Source organism: Kitasatospora sp. NPDC048407, assembly GCF_043200475.1.
In the GTDB taxonomy this organism is placed as follows: Bacteria; Actinomycetota; Actinomycetes; order Streptomycetales; family Streptomycetaceae; genus Kitasatospora.
In genome coordinates, this window is record NZ_JBICXW010000006.1 from 265,068 (window position 1) to 281,722 (window position 16,655).

Sequence of the window (16,655 nt, forward strand, 5' to 3'; positions counted from 1 at the left end):
CAGGTGACGCCCAAACCCCCACAGCCCCACAACGAGTGAGGGCCGTACCGGATTTCTCCGATACGGCCCTCACTGCTCGGTCGGGGTAGCGGGATTTGAACCCACGGCCTCTTCGTCCCGAACGAGGTCCGGGGATTCCTGCTACCTGCGCGAACCAAGATAAGTGCAGGTCACAGCGTCGGTCATCGTTGGCTTTGGGGAGCCAATGCAGGGTTGAATCTCAAGATCTTCTCCCGGGATTCTCCCAGGGGCTCAGAAGGCCGGCGCGTGCGGTGCTGGCTCGGGTGGGCCTCTTAGGCGATCAGCCGGTGGCCGTCGTGAGAGCGAATCCGAGGCTCTGCCCCATGGTCGGCGTCCAAGGCATCGAGGATGCGCACGGCGAACACCTCGGCTACATGCCGACGAACCTCCTCGGACGTGAACCAGTCCACCGCCACAGCCTCCTCGGTGGGCTGGGCCTCTCCGCCCTCGACCTCACAGCGGAACACCAGCGCCACGACCCCGCGATTCATGTTCTTGTACACGCCGGTCAGGCGCTCTGGCCGGACCCGCACTCCGGTCTCCTCGAAGACCTCCCTGCGAACCCCGTCCTCAATCGATTCACCAAGTTCAAGCACTCCACCCGGCGGCTGCCAGGTGCCGTTGTCTGCGCGCTGGATGACCAGAACCCGGCCGTCCTCACGTACTACCGCTCCGGCAACCGACACGGAGTGGAGCGGCGTTGACGGGCTTTCCTGGCTGCTGCTACTCATGTACATGAGCATAGGAGACGAGAAGGACCATGGCGAGTAGCGAGACGGCCGCATCGGCCAAGGCGAAGTATCTGCAGATCGCGGACGACCTCGCGGCAAAGATCAGGTCCGGGACGCTCGCTCCAGGGGCTCCGGTCCCGAGCGAGGCCGATCTCATGAACAGCTACAAGGTGGCCTCGGGCACGGTCCGCAAGGCCGTGGCGGAGCTGCGGGCCGCTCAGCTCATCGAGACCCATCACGGACGTGGCTCATTTGTTCGCTCCCGACCCCCGGTGCAGCGGAAGTCGTCGGACCGGTTCCGCCGAGCCCACCGCGCGGCCGGAAAGGCGGCGTACCTTGCCGAGACGGAGCAGTCGGGTGGCACGCCGTCGGTGACCGTGCTGTTCGTCGGCCCGGCCGACGCGCCGGCCGAGATCGCCGAACGCCTGGGTGTATTGCCGGGCGCGAAGGTGCTGGTTCGCCGGCGCCGGTACTTCCGGGACGGCGTCCCGACGGAGGAGGCCACCTCCTACCTGCCCTGGGAGGTGGTCAAGGAGATCCCGGAGGTGTTTGCCGAGAATCCTGGTGGCGGCGGGATCTATGCCCGCCTCGAAGAACACGGCCACGTCCTCGCTGAGTTCACCGAGACGGTCCGTGCCCGCCTGGCAAGCAAGGGCGAGTCGTCCGCGCTCGCCCTGAGCCCGGGCGCACCGGTCATCCACCTGGTCAGGAATGCCATCACTGCTGATGGCGTGGTGGTGGAGGTATGCGACACCGTAATGGCTGCTGACCAGTTCGTCCTGGACTACCGCTTCCCCGCTAGAGACTGACGCGCCGTAAGCCCGAGCAACCCGCTACGAAGAGATCTTTCGCGGCGGGTTGACTCATGTACAGGAGTAGTGCAGTCTTCTGCATGTCGCTCCTGTACATGAGTGACGGAGCAAAGCTCATGTAGCGGAGCTGTGCCCATGTGGGCCTGCTCTGAGCTGCGCAAACGCAACACCGACAACTCAAGAGCGTGATCCACCACCGAAGTCCTTCCGTGACCGCACCGGTCGGGGTGAGTGGAGACCAGTCGGCAGAGAAGGGGCACACGCCCTGACACCTCGGTCGCCCTTAAGACGGCGGCCGTACATGGGACACGCAGCCGACTCAAAAGAACGACGCGGCCGACATTTTCGCCAGCGACGACCTCCGGGAGGGATCTCCCCGGAGCTAGCGGCACCGCGTCCAGCTGAGACCGAACCCCTTGCTTCACCAGTGACCACGGCCCTCGGCACCTCTCGCATCCATGACTGCGAGGCGGGTGCCGGGGATCGTGGCTGCTCGTGACGTGACGAATAGCCAGGGCCCGCATGAAGCGGGCCGCCGCGCGTTCCTTGGCCGGAGCGCGGCGGCCCCGGGCCCACCTCCAACGAGAGACGAGGTAGACCCATGAAGGACATGGTTGCAGGCCAGACGGCCGCAACGGAGGAAGAGTTCGCGGAACTGGCGCTCGGCCTGGTCACGGACTCGGAGTTCGCCCGCCTGTTCACCGGGGTGCCCGGTGAGAGCGAGGATGAGCGCGAGGCTCGGATGTTCGCTGCCGACGACATCGTGGCGGACCTGCGCCGGGAGGACCCGGAGTTGGCCGCCTACGCCGAGCGGCTGCTGAGCATCGCGCCGGTGCCGCTGCGGCGCCCGGCGGTCATTCAGCGCATCGCCAGTGTTGAGCGGGTGGCGGCGTGAGCGGGTTGAGCGAGTTCCGCTCCGAGCGGCGCGCCGACCGTCAGGCCGACCGGGCGGACGCCCGTACGGACCGGCGCGAGGAGCGCGAGCAGAACCGGTTGGACGCCGAGGCGGCCCGCCAGCGGCGCGAGGCCGACCGGCTCGCCGACGAGCAGGCCCGGGAGCGGCGGCGGGCGGCGCGGGCCGCGCGGTTCGGCCGGGTGACCGGCTGGGTGTCGGCGAACCCGGCGCGGGCGTTCGTCCGCCTGGTGCAGGCGTGCTCGATCGTTCCGGCCGTGGTCTCGCAGGTCGCCGCGCTCGATCACGCGAAGGTGTATCTGCTGCTCGCGGTGCTGCTGGCCGCGATGCTGGAGGGCGGCGCGTGGGCGCTGGTCGCCATGGGCTCCCAGGCCGAGGGCGAGCGATCCACCCGCACCTACCGCCTCGGCGCGTGGGCGGCCGGGGCGGTCGCCGCCGGCATCAACTTCGCCCACGGCTGGACCCAGTACCCGGCCCACCACTGGGTCGCGTTCGTGCTGGCCCTGTCCAGCATCGGCGCGGTCTGGCTGACCGACCTCCAGACCCACGGCGGGCGCGGCCCGACCACGGCCGAGAAGAAGCAGAAGAAGGAACGCGCCGAGCACGCCCGGCGCCGGGCCGAGCACCACCCGAAGGTGCGGGAGGTCGCGGACCGCCTGCTGTCCGCCGCCGCCTACGGAGCGTTGTCGCCGGACGAGGCGTGGCGCATCGCGTGGGAGTACGTCCACGGCGTCACCACCCCCGGGCTCACCGCCGACCTGCTCGCCCAGCGGCTCAACGCCAGGGCCCGGGTGGCGGAGCTGAGCGTGCTTCCCGCGCCAGCCGATCTGTGGCCGGGAATGCCCGACGACCCGTTCCCCGCCCTCACCCTCCCGCTTCCCCCGGGCGGCCCGGACAGCGTCTACCTCGACACCGTTCCCGACGACCGGGGGAACGCTTCCCCGATCACGACGGAAGCACTCGAATCCCTTTACGGAACGGGGTTGGACGTGCCCACACAGAACCCCGACGAACCCGTGAACGAGCCCGCCGCCGACGGTGGCGGGAACGCTTCCGGCGCGACCGGGGAACGTTCCCTCGACCCGGTCGACCTCGCCCGGGTCCGCCTGCTGGCCGCCGACCTCGCCGCCCACGGCGAGGAGCTGACGACCCGCAAGGTCCGCCTGCTGCTCGGCTGTCGCAACGAGCACGCCGTCCGCCTTCGCGCCGCCGTCGAGGCCGAGCGCACCACCCCCGGCGAGGAGAACGCACAGTGACCATCAACGCCGACCTGTCGTGCGTGTTCTGCGCGATCGTGGCCGGCACCGCGCCGGCCGTGGTCGTGCGTGAGTGGCCGGACGCGATCGCGATCCGGCCCCGCTCCGGCGGCGTCCACCCCGGCCACCTGCTCGTCATCCCGCGCGCCCACGTCGCCGACGTAAGCACCGACCCGGTCGTCTCGGCGGCCGCGATGGCGCGCGCCGCCGAGCTGGCCGCCGCCCTGCCGGCCGCGAATGTCATCACGTCCAAGGGCGCGGAGGCGACGCAGACCGTGTTCCACCTGCACATCCACGTGGTGCCCCGCGCCTACGGCGACGGCCTGCCGCTGCCGTGGACGCCCCAGCACAACGCCCGCACCCGCACCCCGATGGGAGACCAGCAGTGATCAACGTCGTGATGGCCCGCGAGCCGTTCCCCACCGTCCCGGGCCCGAGCGTCTTCCTCGCCGGACCCACCCCGGACCGGGGCGGCCCGGGCGAATCGTGGCGGCCGGCCGCGATCGCCGAGCTCGACCGCCAGTGGCGCGGCCAGGACACGACGCTGACCGTGTTCTCGCCCGAATCGCGGGGCGGCATCCGTGCCGAGCGCTACACCGACCAGACCAGGTGGGAGCGGGCCGCCCGCGCGCGGGCCAGCGTGGTCATGTTCTGGATCCCCCGCGACCTGGCCACCATGCCCGGCTTCACCACGAACGTCGAGTTCGGCTACGACATCGCCAAGCGCAGGATCGTGCTCGGCTGCCCGCCCGACTGCCCCAACCCGGAGCGCAACCGGTACCTGATCGACCTCGCCCACGAGGACGGCGCGCCAGTCCGCGACACCCTTCCGGGCACCGTGGCCGCCGCGCTGGAGTTCGCGCGGCCGGCCGACCGGCTGTTCATCGACTACATGGTCGCGTTCGAGGCGTCCGTCCTGCACACGAGCAGCTGCCCGGCGTGCGGGGACGACCAGCCGTGCGAGGAGGGCGAGACCACCTGGGCGCTGTTCGTCGCACTTCAGGACCGGTGGAACAGCGCCCAGAACCGCCACTGATCGCCAACTCCTGTACACCGCAAGCTGATTGGAGCCTGCCGTGATCTCCTCCCGCGCCGCGCGGTTTGCCGCCGCGTACGCCCTGCTCCGCGCCGCCGCCGACGTCGCCGACCACTGGATCCAGACCGACCACCAGGCCTGCACCAAGGGCCAGCACGACGGCCACGAGGGCCAGTCCAGCGCCGCCGGCCGCGCCGCGTGCGCCGCTCACGTCGCCTCCTACGTCGGCACCCAGGGGCTCGCGCTGTGGGGCGGGGCCCGGCTGCTCGGCGTCCGCCTGCGGCCCGTCCCGGTGGCCGCCGCGCTGACCGTGTCCGCCGTCACCCACTACGTCGCCGACCGGCGCGAGCCCCTGCGCCGCCTCGCCGAGGCCACCGGTAAGGGCGACTTCTACGCCCTGGGCGCGGACGTCGTCGACACCTCCACCGCCGAGGACGGCATCACCGGCCGACACCTGGGCCGAGGCAGTTACGCCCTCGACCAGGCATGGCACCACGGCTGGGAGACCATCGCGGCGCTCATCGCCTCCGCCTGACCCACCGCCACCCCGAACGAATACGGAGCAGGAGGAACACCATGACCAGCACGAACAGATGGACGTCCGACCACCTGACGGCCCCCGGCGGAACCGCGATCTACGCCGCCCAGCAGCGCGAGCGGCTGCGGCAGATGGCCGACGAGGTCCAGGCCCTGGTGCGCGAGTACCGCGCCGACCTGGAGCTGGTGCACATCGACGGCGACAAGCCCCTGGAGCACAAGGTCCGCGCCTACCTCGCCACCCGGCCGCTCGCCAGCCTGGAGCGGCACCTGCGGGAGGCCGTGAACTGCGCCGGAAAGCTCGACGCGGAATACAACCGCCGATTCGTCGAACTCCCGAAGAAGCGCGCCGCCCGCGCCGCCGAGAAGTCCATCGAAAAGGCGCGGAAGGCGGGCCTCCAGGCGACCCGGACCATGAACGCCGTGAACACTGCCGCCACCCTTCACGGAATCACCGGTGCGGTTTCCGAAAAGGCGGAAGGGAATTCCAAGGAGAAGCAGACTCCGGCATTCCTCGACTTCCTCAAGGAAAGCGCCTGATGCCGCTCACGCCGGGCCAGGTCGCCTACTGGCAAAAGCGCCTGGCCGCGACGACGACGAACCCCGACCGGGCCCGGGTGCTGTGGGACCTGGCCCGCGCCCTGGCCGGCACCGACGAGGAATCGTGGGCCGATCTGGTGCGACTGCTCAGCACCTGGACCCAACACCACGCCGCGTCCTGACACCCGACTCCCGATGACGCTTCGCGCTCATCATCATCACTCCGCTCCGCACATCCGAGGGTCCCACGTACGCGTACACGCGTACGCGTGTGAGGACCCCCGGATGCGTGACGGAGCGTGACATCCCGATTGGAGGCCCAATGGCCGACGACGACGGGGGGACGGTGCTCGGGTTCCCCCGACTGACGGTGCCGGGGGTCGTGGCCGAGGACCGCCCGCCCGGCGACATCCCGGCGCTGGTCCCGCTCGCCACCGACCTGGCGCCGCCCGCGTCCCTGCTGATCCCCGACAATCCCAATCTTTCTCCCGAAAGCGAATCCGCCGAGCCGGGCGCTCCTTCCGGCGAAAGCGGGAGCCTGGTGAACGTGGCCGCGATGTCCACGGTCATGATGGCCGGAATCACCGTGGCCGCCCTGCGAGGAGCCGCGCATTTCGTCGCCCACCTGAAATCCCGCGCCGAACACCAGAAAGCGGTGGAGGGCCAGCGGAAGTCACCGGGCAGCTCCGGAACTCCACAGCCTGTGGATTCCCGCGCGCTGTTTGGCGCCTCACCCCGGGGCCGCGTCCAGTCCGGCCCGGAATTCGGGCGGAGCGCGCACCGGCAGCCGCACGGCCCGGCCCGCACCGACCCGTCCGTCCCGCCGACGTTCCGCCACCACACCGCCGCCCCTGGCGGCAGGACACCCGCGAAGGCACCCCACAGCCGCTCTGACGGCCCGTCAAGTGTGAGTGGGGGCGCGGGGGCGGGGCGAGTGCGAGAGGCCCGCAGAGGGGCCCTGGAAGCCTCCGGGGCGACGGTTCGCCCGAACCGCCTCGCCGCCGGAGGTTACTCGGGCGGCGGGATGGCCTCTTCCGCCCTCCGGGGCCGGACCGACGGACGCCTGTCGCGCCAGCCGGCCGGACCCGACACGGTCCGGGGCGCGGTCCGCCACCGGATCGCCGACCGCATCACGCACGGCCCCCGGGAGAAGCAGGCCAAGGCGGAGCGGATTCCGCCCGGGGCGGACACGATCCGGGGGGCCGCCAGCCGCCGGGTAGCCGACCGGATCAGCACCGGATCGTGGAAACCGACCGGCGCTCACAAGACCCCGTCCGACTCGCCGATCACTATCCGCGCGGCACTCCGGGCCCGGGCCGCCGACCGGATCCTCAACGGCCGCAGGCCCAAGCCCGACGCCGACGGCGACTCCCCCGCCGAGTCGAAGGAACAGGCGGAGTCGGCCGGGACTCCCGGCACCGGCCTCGTTGCCCCCGCCGGCACTGCTGCCAGTGCCACGGCCGGTCCGGCGGCGGGCAGCGGCTCCACCAAGCGAGGCAGGGTGAAGCCGCCGAAGCGTGCCCGCAAGCGTCGGCGGATGACTCCGGGAGGCGCGACCGGGTCGAGGCCCTGGCGCAGCCGCCCCGGGCAGGGCCGGTCCAGCCGTGAAGGGCGTCACCGCAAGCACAACCGCTGGTGGCGGCACGCCAACTGGTGGGACCGATGGGCCAGGAACCGACGTGCTGAAGAAGCCACCCCGCCGCCGAGTCAAGGCGCGGGCGCGGACGGCGGGTTCGGTCCGCCGCCGGGCTGGGGCTGGACCGATGGCGAGACGATCACGGTCGAGCGCGCTGACGGCGGTCCCCACCGGCGCGGGCCCCGTCAGCCCGCCGCGATCGGCCGGGGCCAGGCGGCCCTGCCCCCCGCGCCGGACCGCCCGGAACACCAGCGTCCCGGCACCACCGCACCACCACCCGCACCGCCGCCGAGACCCGTTGGAGAACAGCCCGTGAGCATTCCCCTGCCGCGCGCCGCGCACGGCACGCAGTACAACGACGCCGAGTTGACGATCTACGACGTCATCGAGGCGGACGCCGACATGGGCGAGGAGATCCTCCAGGGCGCCGCCGAGGCCAAGCAGGCCGCCTGCGACTGCGAAGAGCTGACGGAGCACCTGGAGAGGCTGCACGCCAAGATCCTGGAGCTGAAGGTTCCCGGCATCCTGGCCGGCGCGGTCGTCCGCCTGATGGAGAAGGCGGGCATGGTCCAGGCCCGCGCGGAGGCGGTCGCCGAGAAGATCCCGGCCGCTTCTGAGGCCATCATCGCCGCCGGCAACAACGCCGCCGACCGCCACAAGGGCCTGGCGGACGCCGTGCGCGACGCCGGCCACACCGCGCCCGCCGAGCGCGACTACCACAACGAGTAGGGAGGACGTCCGTGTCCGAGAGCACCAACGAGCCGGTGACGAGCAGTCAGCCGGTCACCACGTCCGCCGCGCCCACCGACGGGGGCAGCGCCTCCAGGGTCGGGGCCGCGTTCGTCGCCGCCGGCCGGGTCATGACCGAGGCCGTCCGCTACGGCATCGTCATCGCCCAGCTCATCGAGGCCGGCGTGAAGCTGGCCCTGGTGTCCGACATCGTCACCGACGCCTACAAGTACGTCGAGAAGTGCGCCGTCTCGGTGGACCGCCTCGCCGACCAGGCCGCCGCCCTGGCCGTCGACGATGACACCGTCGCCGAACACCGCGATGCCGCCACCCTCATGCGCTCGGTCTTGGCCGAGGCCGAGGCCATGGCCGCCGACCTCGCCGACCTGTCCACCTCGTTCCACGCGACCGCCGCCGAGCACGAGGCCGACTACGGGTCGGTCGCCGAGGCCGCCAACGCCATGCCCGTCGCCATGGCCGAGCGGACTTTCTACAGCAACCGCTGACCCTCAACGGGGCGGCGGTGCCGCCCCGTTGGCGACGCCGCCGCCCCTTCACCCCGCCACGGAACGTGAAGGAGAGCACGCTGATGATGTCCCTCGGCCCGATCCGCGGGCACATTGCCACCGCCCGCGGCCGCATCGGCCGCGCCGCCACCATCGCCGGCGCCCTGGGCCTCGCGGCCGGCGCGTTCACCACCGACTTCCTCCCCGTCACAGCCGGCGGCGCGGCGGTCGCGGGCGCCTACGGTCTCCTGTGGTCCGTCACCCTCCCCAAGGGCCATGTCCGGGACATCGCCGCCGCCCTCTACCTGGCCCCGGGCGCCACCCTCACCATCCTGCTCGTCACCGAGCGCCTGACCCCGGGCGTCCACTGGTGGGAGCTGGCGGCCGACGCCGCCTGGGCCGTCACCGTGTGGGTCGTCCGCCCCGCCCGCATGGCCCGCGTCATCGCCGGCCGCGAACGCTCCCTCACCCCGGACGCCGTCGAGCAGGCCCAGCAGGAGACACCGACCGGGCTGGAAGCGGCCACCGACCGGCACCCGCTGGCCGCCTGGTGGTCCGAGCACGCCGCCGCCGACGGAGGTGTCGCCCCCGGCACCGTCCTGGAGCACATCGAGGTGACCGGCCCCGAGTCCATGACCGCCGTCATCCGCTCGACCCACCCCGGCACGCCCGTCCCCACCATCTCCACCACCCGCCTGTCCGCGCTGCTCGACTGGGACGAGGAAGACATCACCGTCACCAAGATGTCCGGACGCGGCGCCGGAGTCCGCCGGCTCACCGTCGGCCGCACGCCGCAGGACGCCATCGACCTGTACGCGCACTGGGCACAGAACATCGCCCCCAAGGGCATGCCCGGCACCAGGATCACGGGCATCCGCGTCGTCGATGCCGACGCCGGCCGGGAGGTCGACGCGTGAGCCGCATCTACGAGTTCACCGTCGAGGCCCCGCCCGGCGACATCATCACCTACGACCCGGCCCGCCTCGCCGACGCCATGCGCATCGACGACCCCTCCCGCCTCGCGATCGAAGCTCGCGGCAGCCAGGCCCTGGTCACCGTCTACCCCACCGACCCGCTCGCCGACGTCCAACTCCCCAGCCCCGAAGCACTCGCCATGGACGACCGCGGCCGGATCTGGATCGGCGTCCACCACAACGGCCGCCGGGTCTGGATCCAGCTCTACGACCCCGTCTCCGGATCCGCTCAGCGCCTGCTGGTGTTCGGCACCACCGGCGCCGGAAAGTCGACACTCGGCCAGATCATCCTGGCCGCAATGAAACGCTCCGGGATCGCCACGTTCTACGGCGACCTGAAAGGGGGCCAGTCCGCCCCGGAAGCAAGGGAAAACGTGGACTGGCCGGTGTACTCGCAAGAGGGCGTCATGGCCCAGCTGCACACCACCTGGTCCATCATGCGCGAACGCGAGGCCCGCTACGCCAAGATGGGCCGCTCCAAGTTCCTCATGGGCAGGCCCGACCCGCTGCTCTACCAGATCATCGACGAGCCGAACCGCCTGCTGGAGAAGGGCGCTCCCTACCGGGAGCAAGCCACCTTCTACATCAAGGACATCGGCCGAACCGGCCGGTCCCTCGGCATTGGCATCGGCCTGTTCGCCCAGGCAGGACACCTGGAGGAACTCGGCGGGTCCGACACCATGCGCGCCATGCTCAAAGAGGGCGAAGTCCTCCTCCTGCGCTGGACATCCAGCATGATGCAGCAGCTCGTCGCCGACGGCCTCCTCCCCGCCGGCCAGAAGCTCGCCCCCATCCCGAAGAAGGCCGGAGCCACCCGCCTCATCTCACAGTTCGAGTCCGAGGCCGACGACGACCGTCCCGGCACCCAGGGCAGCGGCTACCACCTCTCCGGCCCCTACCCCGGCGCCAGGATGCGGGCGTTCAACGTTGGCTCCAAGACCCCCACCGACGGCCTCGACCCCGAGATGCTCGCCTTGTACGGCGACGGCCCGCACACCGTCCTGGAGAAGGCGTCCTGGCCCGTCGCCGGCCGCGCCTACCTCGACAAGCTCGACGGCCAGGCCGCCTACAACGCCGCCTTCCCCCCGCCCGAAACCGACGACGAAGGCGGTGGCGGCCGATCCTGCCGCAGCAGCGCGCCGGCCGGACCCGGGACAGGCGACGCCCGACGGATGACCATCCCCGAGCGCGTCCAGGCCGCCCTGGAAGCCGCCGACGGCGACATGGACTCCCACGACCTGCTGGAAGCCGTCAACGCCGACGGCGGACGCCCCGTGAAGCTCGGCAGCATCCGCAACGCCCTCAGCAACCTCCGCTGACCCGCCCGTCCCCGCGCCACCACCCACCGCCCGACCAGCCCAGGAGCACCCCGTGATCTTCTCCGTCTCGCTGGCCGTCGCCGCCGGCGTCACCCTCTTCTTCCTCCTGCGCCACGGCTACCTGCGCCTCGGATCCGCCGCCACCGCCGCCCTCTTCGGCTACGCCCTCGCCTCCACCGGCCTCCATACCGCCATCGACCACCTCATCACCACCATCGCCGCCGCGGCCGGATCCCTGCGCTGACCTACGAGAAGGAGACCGGCCCATGCACGCGCACCTTCAAACAGCCGCCCCTGCCCCGGTGGCCTACGGCTCCGACGGCACCCCCTACTACGCCGCCCCGCCTGCCCCGGCACCCCTCGCCATCTACCAGCCCACCGCCGTGCTCCCCGCACCCGTCGCCCAGCAGCAGCACCCTACGGCCATCACCTACCTGCCCGCGCAGGCCGACGTCCCCGGCCGGGACGTGTGGCCCGCCCGCTTGCTCGCCGGCGGAATCGGTGTCGGCGCCGCTGGAGTCGGCCTCGGGTTCTTCCTTCAGGCCCTCGCCGCCGCCACCACCGGCCTCGGCCTGCTCGCCGCCGTCCTCGCCCTCGTCTGGCTGCTGAAGAACGGCAGCAGCTCGGGCGGCGCACACGGCGGGGCCGTGAACGTCCACGTCAACGTCACCAACCGCAACCGCTGATCCATGGAGATCACCGTGTCCTACTGCGACGAATGCGACGACTGGGACTGCCCCGGTCACTACTGCGACGAATGCGCCGACGAGAACTGCCCCGGCCACGAGCTGTGCGAGGACTGCTCCGACGACATCTGCACAGAGTGCGGCGGCTGCTCCTGCGAGGACTCGTACTGCGACGGCCTTCACCGCTGCTGATCGGCCCGTGCCGACCGCCGTGCCGCCCAACGCCCGCCCCAACGGCGGCTGTTGGGCGGTGCGGGGGACGGACAGCCCGACCCCGGAACCACAAAACCCCGCAACGGCCGCCAGATCTTGGCAGACGAACGGCTGTTGCGGGGCCCAGGTCCGTACGAGACGAACCAGGACACAGCATGCCCGACTTCACCCGCTCCACGCTCGCCATTGCCGACGACGTCGCCGACCGCCGCGCCGCCTCCGACGGCCACTCCCGCTTCGGCTCCTACCTCGCACGCAACGCGCACCGGCTCCACGACGACGGCCAGCCGCTCAACTCCCAGGACTTCGCGTTCGCCGTCTGGCAGGTCGCCACCAGCCCGGTCATGTCCCCCGGCTACGTCCGCCACCGCCCCGACCTGCACGACCTCACCCTCACCACCTACGGCGAGGACATGGACCAGATCGCGCTCCGCATCGACGTCCCCCTGCGCCACCACCACCTCGAGGCCCAGCCCGACCACCGCCTCACCGACTGGCAGCGCGACGTGTGGGCCACCGCCGACGACTTCACCGCCCTCACCGAACCCCGCCCCACCGGCCGGCCCGCCCTGCTGACCACCGCCACCCTGCTGCTGCCCGTCCCCGAGCACGTCCTCGTCACCCCGACCGCCACGGTGCCGGGCTACGAAATGACCGCCCAGGCCAAAAACGCGATCGCCGCGCTCGTGATCTGGGCGAACACGCACGCCCAGCTCGTGAACGGCCTTACCGCCGGGGTCGGGCGGTGAGCGCCATGGGGGGCGGCAATCCGGGCCTGCGTTTCTTCCTCGGCACTCACCAACCGGACTGGCTGGCCCGCACCGCCGTGCCGCTGTTCGTCTCACACCGACGTCTGGCCCACCGCAAGACCCTGCCCCGCGCGGCCGGCATGTGGGCGCTGGACTCCGGCGGATTCACCGAACTGTCCATGCACGGCGAATGGCGCACCGAGCCCGCGGCCTACCTGACAGCTGTTCGGCGCTTCAGCGACGAGATCGGCAACCTCGCCTGGGCCGCGCCGATGGACTGGATGTGCGAGCCCTGGATCGTGCAGAACACCGGCCTGAGCGTGGCCGAGCACCAGCGCCGCACCGTGGCCAACTTCCTCCACCTGCGCCACAGCGCACCGGATTTGCCGATCGTCCCCGTCCTGCAGGGATGGGAACTGGGCGACTACCAGCGCTGCGCGGACCTGTACGAGAAGGCCGGCATCGACCTGGCCGCCGAACCGGTCGTCGGGCTCGGCTCCGTGTGCCGCCGCCAGGCGACCGGAGAAGCTGCCCTCATCGTGGCCGCCCTCGCCGATCGCTCGTTGAAGTTGCACGGGTTCGGGTTCAAGACCCTCGGGCTGCGGCTGGCCGGCCACCGCCTCGCCTCGGCCGATTCCCTGGCCTGGTCGTTCGAGGCCCGTCGCAAGCCGCCGCTGCCCGGCCACACGCACAAGAACTGCGCGAACTGTCTCCCCTACGCCCTCGCCTGGCGCACCCGTCTCCTCGGCTCCCTGCCCGTATGGCATCAACCGACCCTCGACGGACTCCCGGAGGCGGCATGAACACCCGGCCCCCGATCGTCTGCGCGGCGCTCTGGCAGGACGTCACCGACCGGGCCGGCATGCGCTGCCAGTGCACCGGAACCTGCGGCAGCAAGCACACCGCCGGCAACGGCCGGTGCGAACGCGAACACGGCGGCTGGGCCAGCAAGCACAGCGGCATTCTCCGTCTGCTCGTCGCCCCCACCGACCCCGCCGACATGCTCCTGCCCCCGCACCGCGCCTCCGCCCTTCCGGTCGAGCAGCTGTCCGCATGGTGCCCGACCTGCCACGACCGCACCCGCACCGCCGCCCGGCGCACCGCGCGCAGCCGCCCGGCCCAGGCCGATGCCCTATTCGACCTCTGAACCCGCAGCCCGGTCTGCCGGTGGGCCTCGGCGGGCCGGGCCGCCCGGAAGGACACGAATGCCCCACCCCATGCACCACCTGATCGCCGACGCCCTCCAACTCGCCGCCGCAGGCGTCCCCGTGCTGCCGCTGCGCGAGGGCAAGGGGCCCCTCGGCAACTGCCCCGCCTGCGAGAAGATCAGCCCGACCCGCTCCCGATGCGGCGGCCGGCCGAACATGCGCACCCCCGGCCCGTGCCACTGCCCGAGGCCGTGCCACGCCTGGGCCGCCGCCACCACCGACCAGCAAGTCATCCTCAGCCAACCGTGGCTGGACGCCTGGCGCGAGGCCCGCGCCGTCGCCTATCACCCCGGCGGCGCGGGCCTGACTGTCCTCGACCTCGACAACGCCGACGCGGTCGCCTGGGCCAGCGAGCACATGCCCGCCACCCGCACCGTCGCGACCACGCGCGGCGAGCACTGGATCTACCTCGGCTCCATGTCCTCCTCGAACGCCGTCAAACCCGGGGTGGATGTCAAGTCCCTGATGCAGTACGCCCGTTGGCTGGGCCCCGGCTCCGGCACCATGACCCGCCTCACCGACGCAATCCGCGCCATCGTGATCCGGAACGAAGAGGCCAACCCGCCGCCGAACGGGGAGCGGTTGGCCTCTTCCACCCCCGCCCCCTGGTCGCGGCACGTCGCCACCGGCTGCCGCCACACCGAGCGCTACATCACCGACGGCCTGACCAAGGGCCTCGCCAAGATCCGCGCCCACGTCGAGAGCGGCGCCGGCTCCCAGACGTTCGGCGTCGCCCGCTTCCTCGCCAAACAGCACACCCGGTGCCCCGGCCCCTGCGGCCTCGACACCATCGCCGACCATCTCATCGCCGCCGCCACCTCCGTCGGCGTCCCCGACGACTACGCCGCACGCGCCGTCACCCGCGGCTTCGACGCCGCCGCCTGACCTGCACCCGGTAACCCGCCTACGGGCCAGGCCAGTTAGGCCCGGCGACCCGCCGCCGCGAGAACCAGGAGAACACCCGCATGACCGAACACACCCCGCCCCGTACCGCCCCCGAGCCCGAAGACGGCGCCGCCCTCCTCGACGCCGTCGAAGCCCACCATCGCCGCTTCAACGTCTTCCCGAGCGAGGCCGCGTACGTCGCCGTCGTCCTGTGGGACGCCCACACCCACCTGCTCGACTGCTTCGAGTCCACGCCCCGCATTGCCTTCCTGAGCCCCGAGCCCGGCTCCGGCAAGACCCGCGCCCTGGAGATCATCGAAACCCTCACACCCCGCCCGATCCTCACCACCGACGTCTCCCCGGCCGCACTGTTCCGCTCCGTCTGCGACCCCGAGGCCCGGCCCACCGTCCTCTTCGACGAGATCGACACCACCTTCGGCCCCAAGGCCGCCGGCAACGAGGACCTGCGCGGACTCATCAACTCCGGCCACCGCCGCTCCGGCGTCGTCCTGCGCTGCGTCGGCGACGGCAACACCCAGACCGTCCAGCCCTTCCCCGTCTACGCCGCCCTCGCCATGGGCGGACTCGGCGACCTCCCCGACACCATCATGAGCCGCTCCGTCATCATCCGGATGCGCCGCCGCGCCCCCAACGAGAAGACCGAGCCGTTCCGCGAGCGCATCCACGCCGCCGAGGGCCACGCCCTGCGCAAGCGCCTTGCCACCTGGGCCGACACCGTCCGCGGATCGCTCAACGACGTCTGGCCCGAACTCCCCGACGGCATCAGCGACCGCCCCGCCGACGTGTGGGAACCCCTGCTCGCCGTCGCCGACGCCGCCGGCGGCCACTGGCCCGCCCGCGCCCGCGCCGCCTGCGTCCAACTCGTCAACGCCGCAAAGGCCAACGACAAGGGCTCCGTCGGCATCCGTCTGCTCACCGACCTGCGCGACATCTTCGCCGGCGCGGAGCGGCTGCTCAGCGCCGACCTGCTCAGCAAGCTCGCCGAACTCGACGACGCCCCGTGGGCCGACCTCGACGGCAAGCCCATCACCGCCCGCGCGCTGGCCCGCATGCTCGGCGACTACGTCACCGCCGACAACGACCCCATCAAGCCCCGCAACATCAAGACCGGCCCGAAGTCCAGCGCCAAGGGCTACTACGCCAGCGACCTCGCCGACGCCTGGCTGCGCTACTGCCCGCCCCCGTCCCAGGAAGCCGCTACCTCCGCTACTGCCGCTACCGCGCAGGTCAGGGCCCTGTTTCCGGTAGCGGATACGGCAGAGGTAGCGGATACGGATCCGCTACCCGCCACCCACAGCGCCACCGCACCCTGAACCACCTCGCCGCTCCCGGCACCCGCCCGGGAGCGGCACCAATCCGCTACCGCTACCCAATCCGCTACCAAAAACATGCCCCTGACCTGCTCGGTAGCGGCAGTAGCGGCAGTAGCGGATTCCTGAGAAGGAGGGGCCGAAGCCGGGCCCCACGAGACCCGGAGGATTTCCATGCGTCAGGATCGAGGCGCGCTGCCGACGCTCTTTCAGCCGGCCGACGTTGCCAAGGCTCTCGGGAAGTCCGAGTGGTGGGTGAAGGAACAGGCCCGCCGCGGGCGCATCCCCTTCACGAAGCCGGGACGGGCCTACCGCTTCACGGCTGCCCAGGTCACCGAGATCGTCCGGCTCTACGAGGAGCGGCCGGCCATCGTGGCCGTACCGCAGCCGCAGGCCGCCGATGTTCGCGACCCCAAGAAGCAGGATCGTGGCCAGCGGTCCGGCCGACCGGCGGCCCGACTCCGCGCCCGGATCCCGCGCCGGGCCGCACACCAGCAGCAGGACGCTGCCTGATCACGCGTCACCGCCCCGTCCGGCCGAGGAGTCGGACGGGGCCCGTTCTCCGAAGGACCA

At 71.7% G+C, this 16,655-nt stretch carries 22 protein-coding genes; 21 read left to right on the forward strand and 1 reads right to left on the reverse strand.

The window, feature by feature from the left end; translation table 11 throughout:
- Positions 1 to 293: 293 nt before the first annotated feature.
- Positions 294 to 764 (reverse strand): NUDIX hydrolase, encoded by a 471-nt coding sequence (locus ACGFWJ_RS14965; protein WP_392949238.1) that lies wholly within the window; start codon positions 762 to 764, stop codon positions 294 to 296.
- A 17-nt stretch (positions 765 to 781) separates the two neighbouring features.
- Between ACGFWJ_RS14965 and ACGFWJ_RS14970 the strand changes: the two genes are divergently transcribed.
- From ACGFWJ_RS14970 to ACGFWJ_RS15070, 21 genes are all read left to right on the forward strand, one after another.
- Entirely contained in the window at positions 782 to 1,561 is a 780-nt protein-coding gene (locus ACGFWJ_RS14970; RefSeq protein WP_392949241.1) for a GntR family transcriptional regulator, read from the forward strand.
- Between the two features lie 604 nt (positions 1,562 to 2,165).
- Positions 2,166 to 2,459: a hypothetical protein gene (locus tag ACGFWJ_RS14975; protein WP_392949244.1), complete on the forward strand. Its 294-nt coding sequence runs from the start codon at positions 2,166 to 2,168 to the stop codon at positions 2,457 to 2,459.
- Positions 2,456 to 3,733 carry a hypothetical protein gene (locus ACGFWJ_RS14980; protein WP_392949246.1) on the forward strand — a complete coding sequence of 426 codons (1,278 nt, stop codon included), beginning with the start codon at positions 2,456 to 2,458 and terminating at the stop codon, positions 3,731 to 3,733. Before ACGFWJ_RS14975 ends, ACGFWJ_RS14980 begins: the two co-directional genes overlap by 4 nt.
- Positions 3,730 to 4,122, forward strand: coding sequence for an HIT family protein (locus ACGFWJ_RS14985; protein WP_392949248.1), 393 nt, complete (start codon positions 3,730 to 3,732; stop codon positions 4,120 to 4,122). Before ACGFWJ_RS14980 ends, ACGFWJ_RS14985 begins: the two co-directional genes overlap by 4 nt.
- Positions 4,119 to 4,769, forward strand: a complete 651-nt coding sequence (locus tag ACGFWJ_RS14990) for a nucleoside 2-deoxyribosyltransferase domain-containing protein (protein WP_392949251.1) — start codon at positions 4,119 to 4,121, stop codon at positions 4,767 to 4,769. Before ACGFWJ_RS14985 ends, ACGFWJ_RS14990 begins: the two co-directional genes overlap by 4 nt.
- 40 nt (positions 4,770 to 4,809) lie before the next feature.
- Positions 4,810 to 5,304 (forward strand): transcriptional regulator, encoded by a 495-nt coding sequence (locus ACGFWJ_RS14995; RefSeq protein WP_392949253.1) that lies wholly within the window; start codon positions 4,810 to 4,812, stop codon positions 5,302 to 5,304.
- Between the two features lie 41 nt (positions 5,305 to 5,345).
- Complete coding sequence (locus tag ACGFWJ_RS15000; protein ID WP_392949255.1) at positions 5,346 to 5,846, forward strand: hypothetical protein; 501 nt, start codon at positions 5,346 to 5,348, stop codon at positions 5,844 to 5,846.
- On the forward strand, positions 5,846 to 6,028 hold the full coding sequence (locus tag ACGFWJ_RS15005) for a hypothetical protein (RefSeq protein WP_392949258.1): 183 nt from the start codon (positions 5,846 to 5,848) through the stop codon (positions 6,026 to 6,028). The genes ACGFWJ_RS15000 and ACGFWJ_RS15005 overlap by 1 nt, the downstream gene beginning before the upstream one ends.
- A 1,766-nt stretch (positions 6,029 to 7,794) precedes the next feature.
- Complete coding sequence (locus ACGFWJ_RS15010) at positions 7,795 to 8,211, forward strand: hypothetical protein (protein ID WP_392949261.1); 417 nt, start codon at positions 7,795 to 7,797, stop codon at positions 8,209 to 8,211.
- A gap of 11 nt (positions 8,212 to 8,222) precedes the next feature.
- Entirely contained in the window at positions 8,223 to 8,717 is a 495-nt protein-coding gene (locus tag ACGFWJ_RS15015; RefSeq protein ID WP_392949264.1) for a hypothetical protein, read from the forward strand.
- Positions 8,718 to 8,800: 83 nt separating this feature from the next.
- Complete coding sequence (locus tag ACGFWJ_RS15020; protein WP_392949266.1) at positions 8,801 to 9,634, forward strand: hypothetical protein; 834 nt, start codon at positions 8,801 to 8,803, stop codon at positions 9,632 to 9,634.
- Positions 9,631 to 11,010: a transfer protein gene (locus ACGFWJ_RS15025; RefSeq protein ID WP_392949269.1), complete on the forward strand. Its 1,380-nt coding sequence runs from the start codon at positions 9,631 to 9,633 to the stop codon at positions 11,008 to 11,010. Before ACGFWJ_RS15020 ends, ACGFWJ_RS15025 begins: the two co-directional genes overlap by 4 nt.
- Positions 11,011 to 11,062: 52 nt before the next feature.
- On the forward strand, positions 11,063 to 11,254 hold the full coding sequence (locus ACGFWJ_RS15030) for a hypothetical protein (protein ID WP_392949271.1): 192 nt from the start codon (positions 11,063 to 11,065) through the stop codon (positions 11,252 to 11,254).
- Between the two features lie 22 nt (positions 11,255 to 11,276).
- A complete protein-coding gene (locus ACGFWJ_RS15035; protein WP_392949274.1) occupies positions 11,277 to 11,696 on the forward strand; it encodes a hypothetical protein in 420 nt (139 codons plus the stop codon).
- A 3-nt stretch (positions 11,697 to 11,699) separates the two neighbouring features.
- Entirely contained in the window at positions 11,700 to 11,888 is a 189-nt protein-coding gene (locus ACGFWJ_RS15040) for a hypothetical protein (RefSeq protein ID WP_392949277.1), read from the forward strand.
- A gap of 176 nt (positions 11,889 to 12,064) precedes the next feature.
- Positions 12,065 to 12,658: a hypothetical protein gene (locus ACGFWJ_RS15045; RefSeq protein WP_392949280.1), complete on the forward strand. Its 594-nt coding sequence runs from the start codon at positions 12,065 to 12,067 to the stop codon at positions 12,656 to 12,658.
- A 5-nt stretch (positions 12,659 to 12,663) separates the two neighbouring features.
- Positions 12,664 to 13,461: a hypothetical protein gene (locus ACGFWJ_RS15050; protein WP_392949454.1), complete on the forward strand. Its 798-nt coding sequence runs from the start codon at positions 12,664 to 12,666 to the stop codon at positions 13,459 to 13,461.
- Positions 13,458 to 13,805 carry a hypothetical protein gene (locus tag ACGFWJ_RS15055; protein WP_392949283.1) on the forward strand — a complete coding sequence of 116 codons (348 nt, stop codon included), beginning with the start codon at positions 13,458 to 13,460 and terminating at the stop codon, positions 13,803 to 13,805. Before ACGFWJ_RS15050 ends, ACGFWJ_RS15055 begins: the two co-directional genes overlap by 4 nt.
- 58 nt (positions 13,806 to 13,863) lie before the next feature.
- Entirely contained in the window at positions 13,864 to 14,751 is an 888-nt protein-coding gene (locus tag ACGFWJ_RS15060) for a bifunctional DNA primase/polymerase (protein WP_392949286.1), read from the forward strand.
- Positions 14,752 to 14,831: 80 nt separating this feature from the next.
- Positions 14,832 to 16,085, forward strand: coding sequence for a DUF3631 domain-containing protein (locus tag ACGFWJ_RS15065; protein WP_392949288.1), 1,254 nt, complete (start codon positions 14,832 to 14,834; stop codon positions 16,083 to 16,085).
- 171 nt (positions 16,086 to 16,256) lie between these two features.
- On the forward strand, positions 16,257 to 16,595 hold the full coding sequence (locus tag ACGFWJ_RS15070) for a helix-turn-helix domain-containing protein (protein ID WP_392949291.1): 339 nt from the start codon (positions 16,257 to 16,259) through the stop codon (positions 16,593 to 16,595).
- The last annotated feature ends 60 nt before the right edge of the window (positions 16,596 to 16,655 follow it).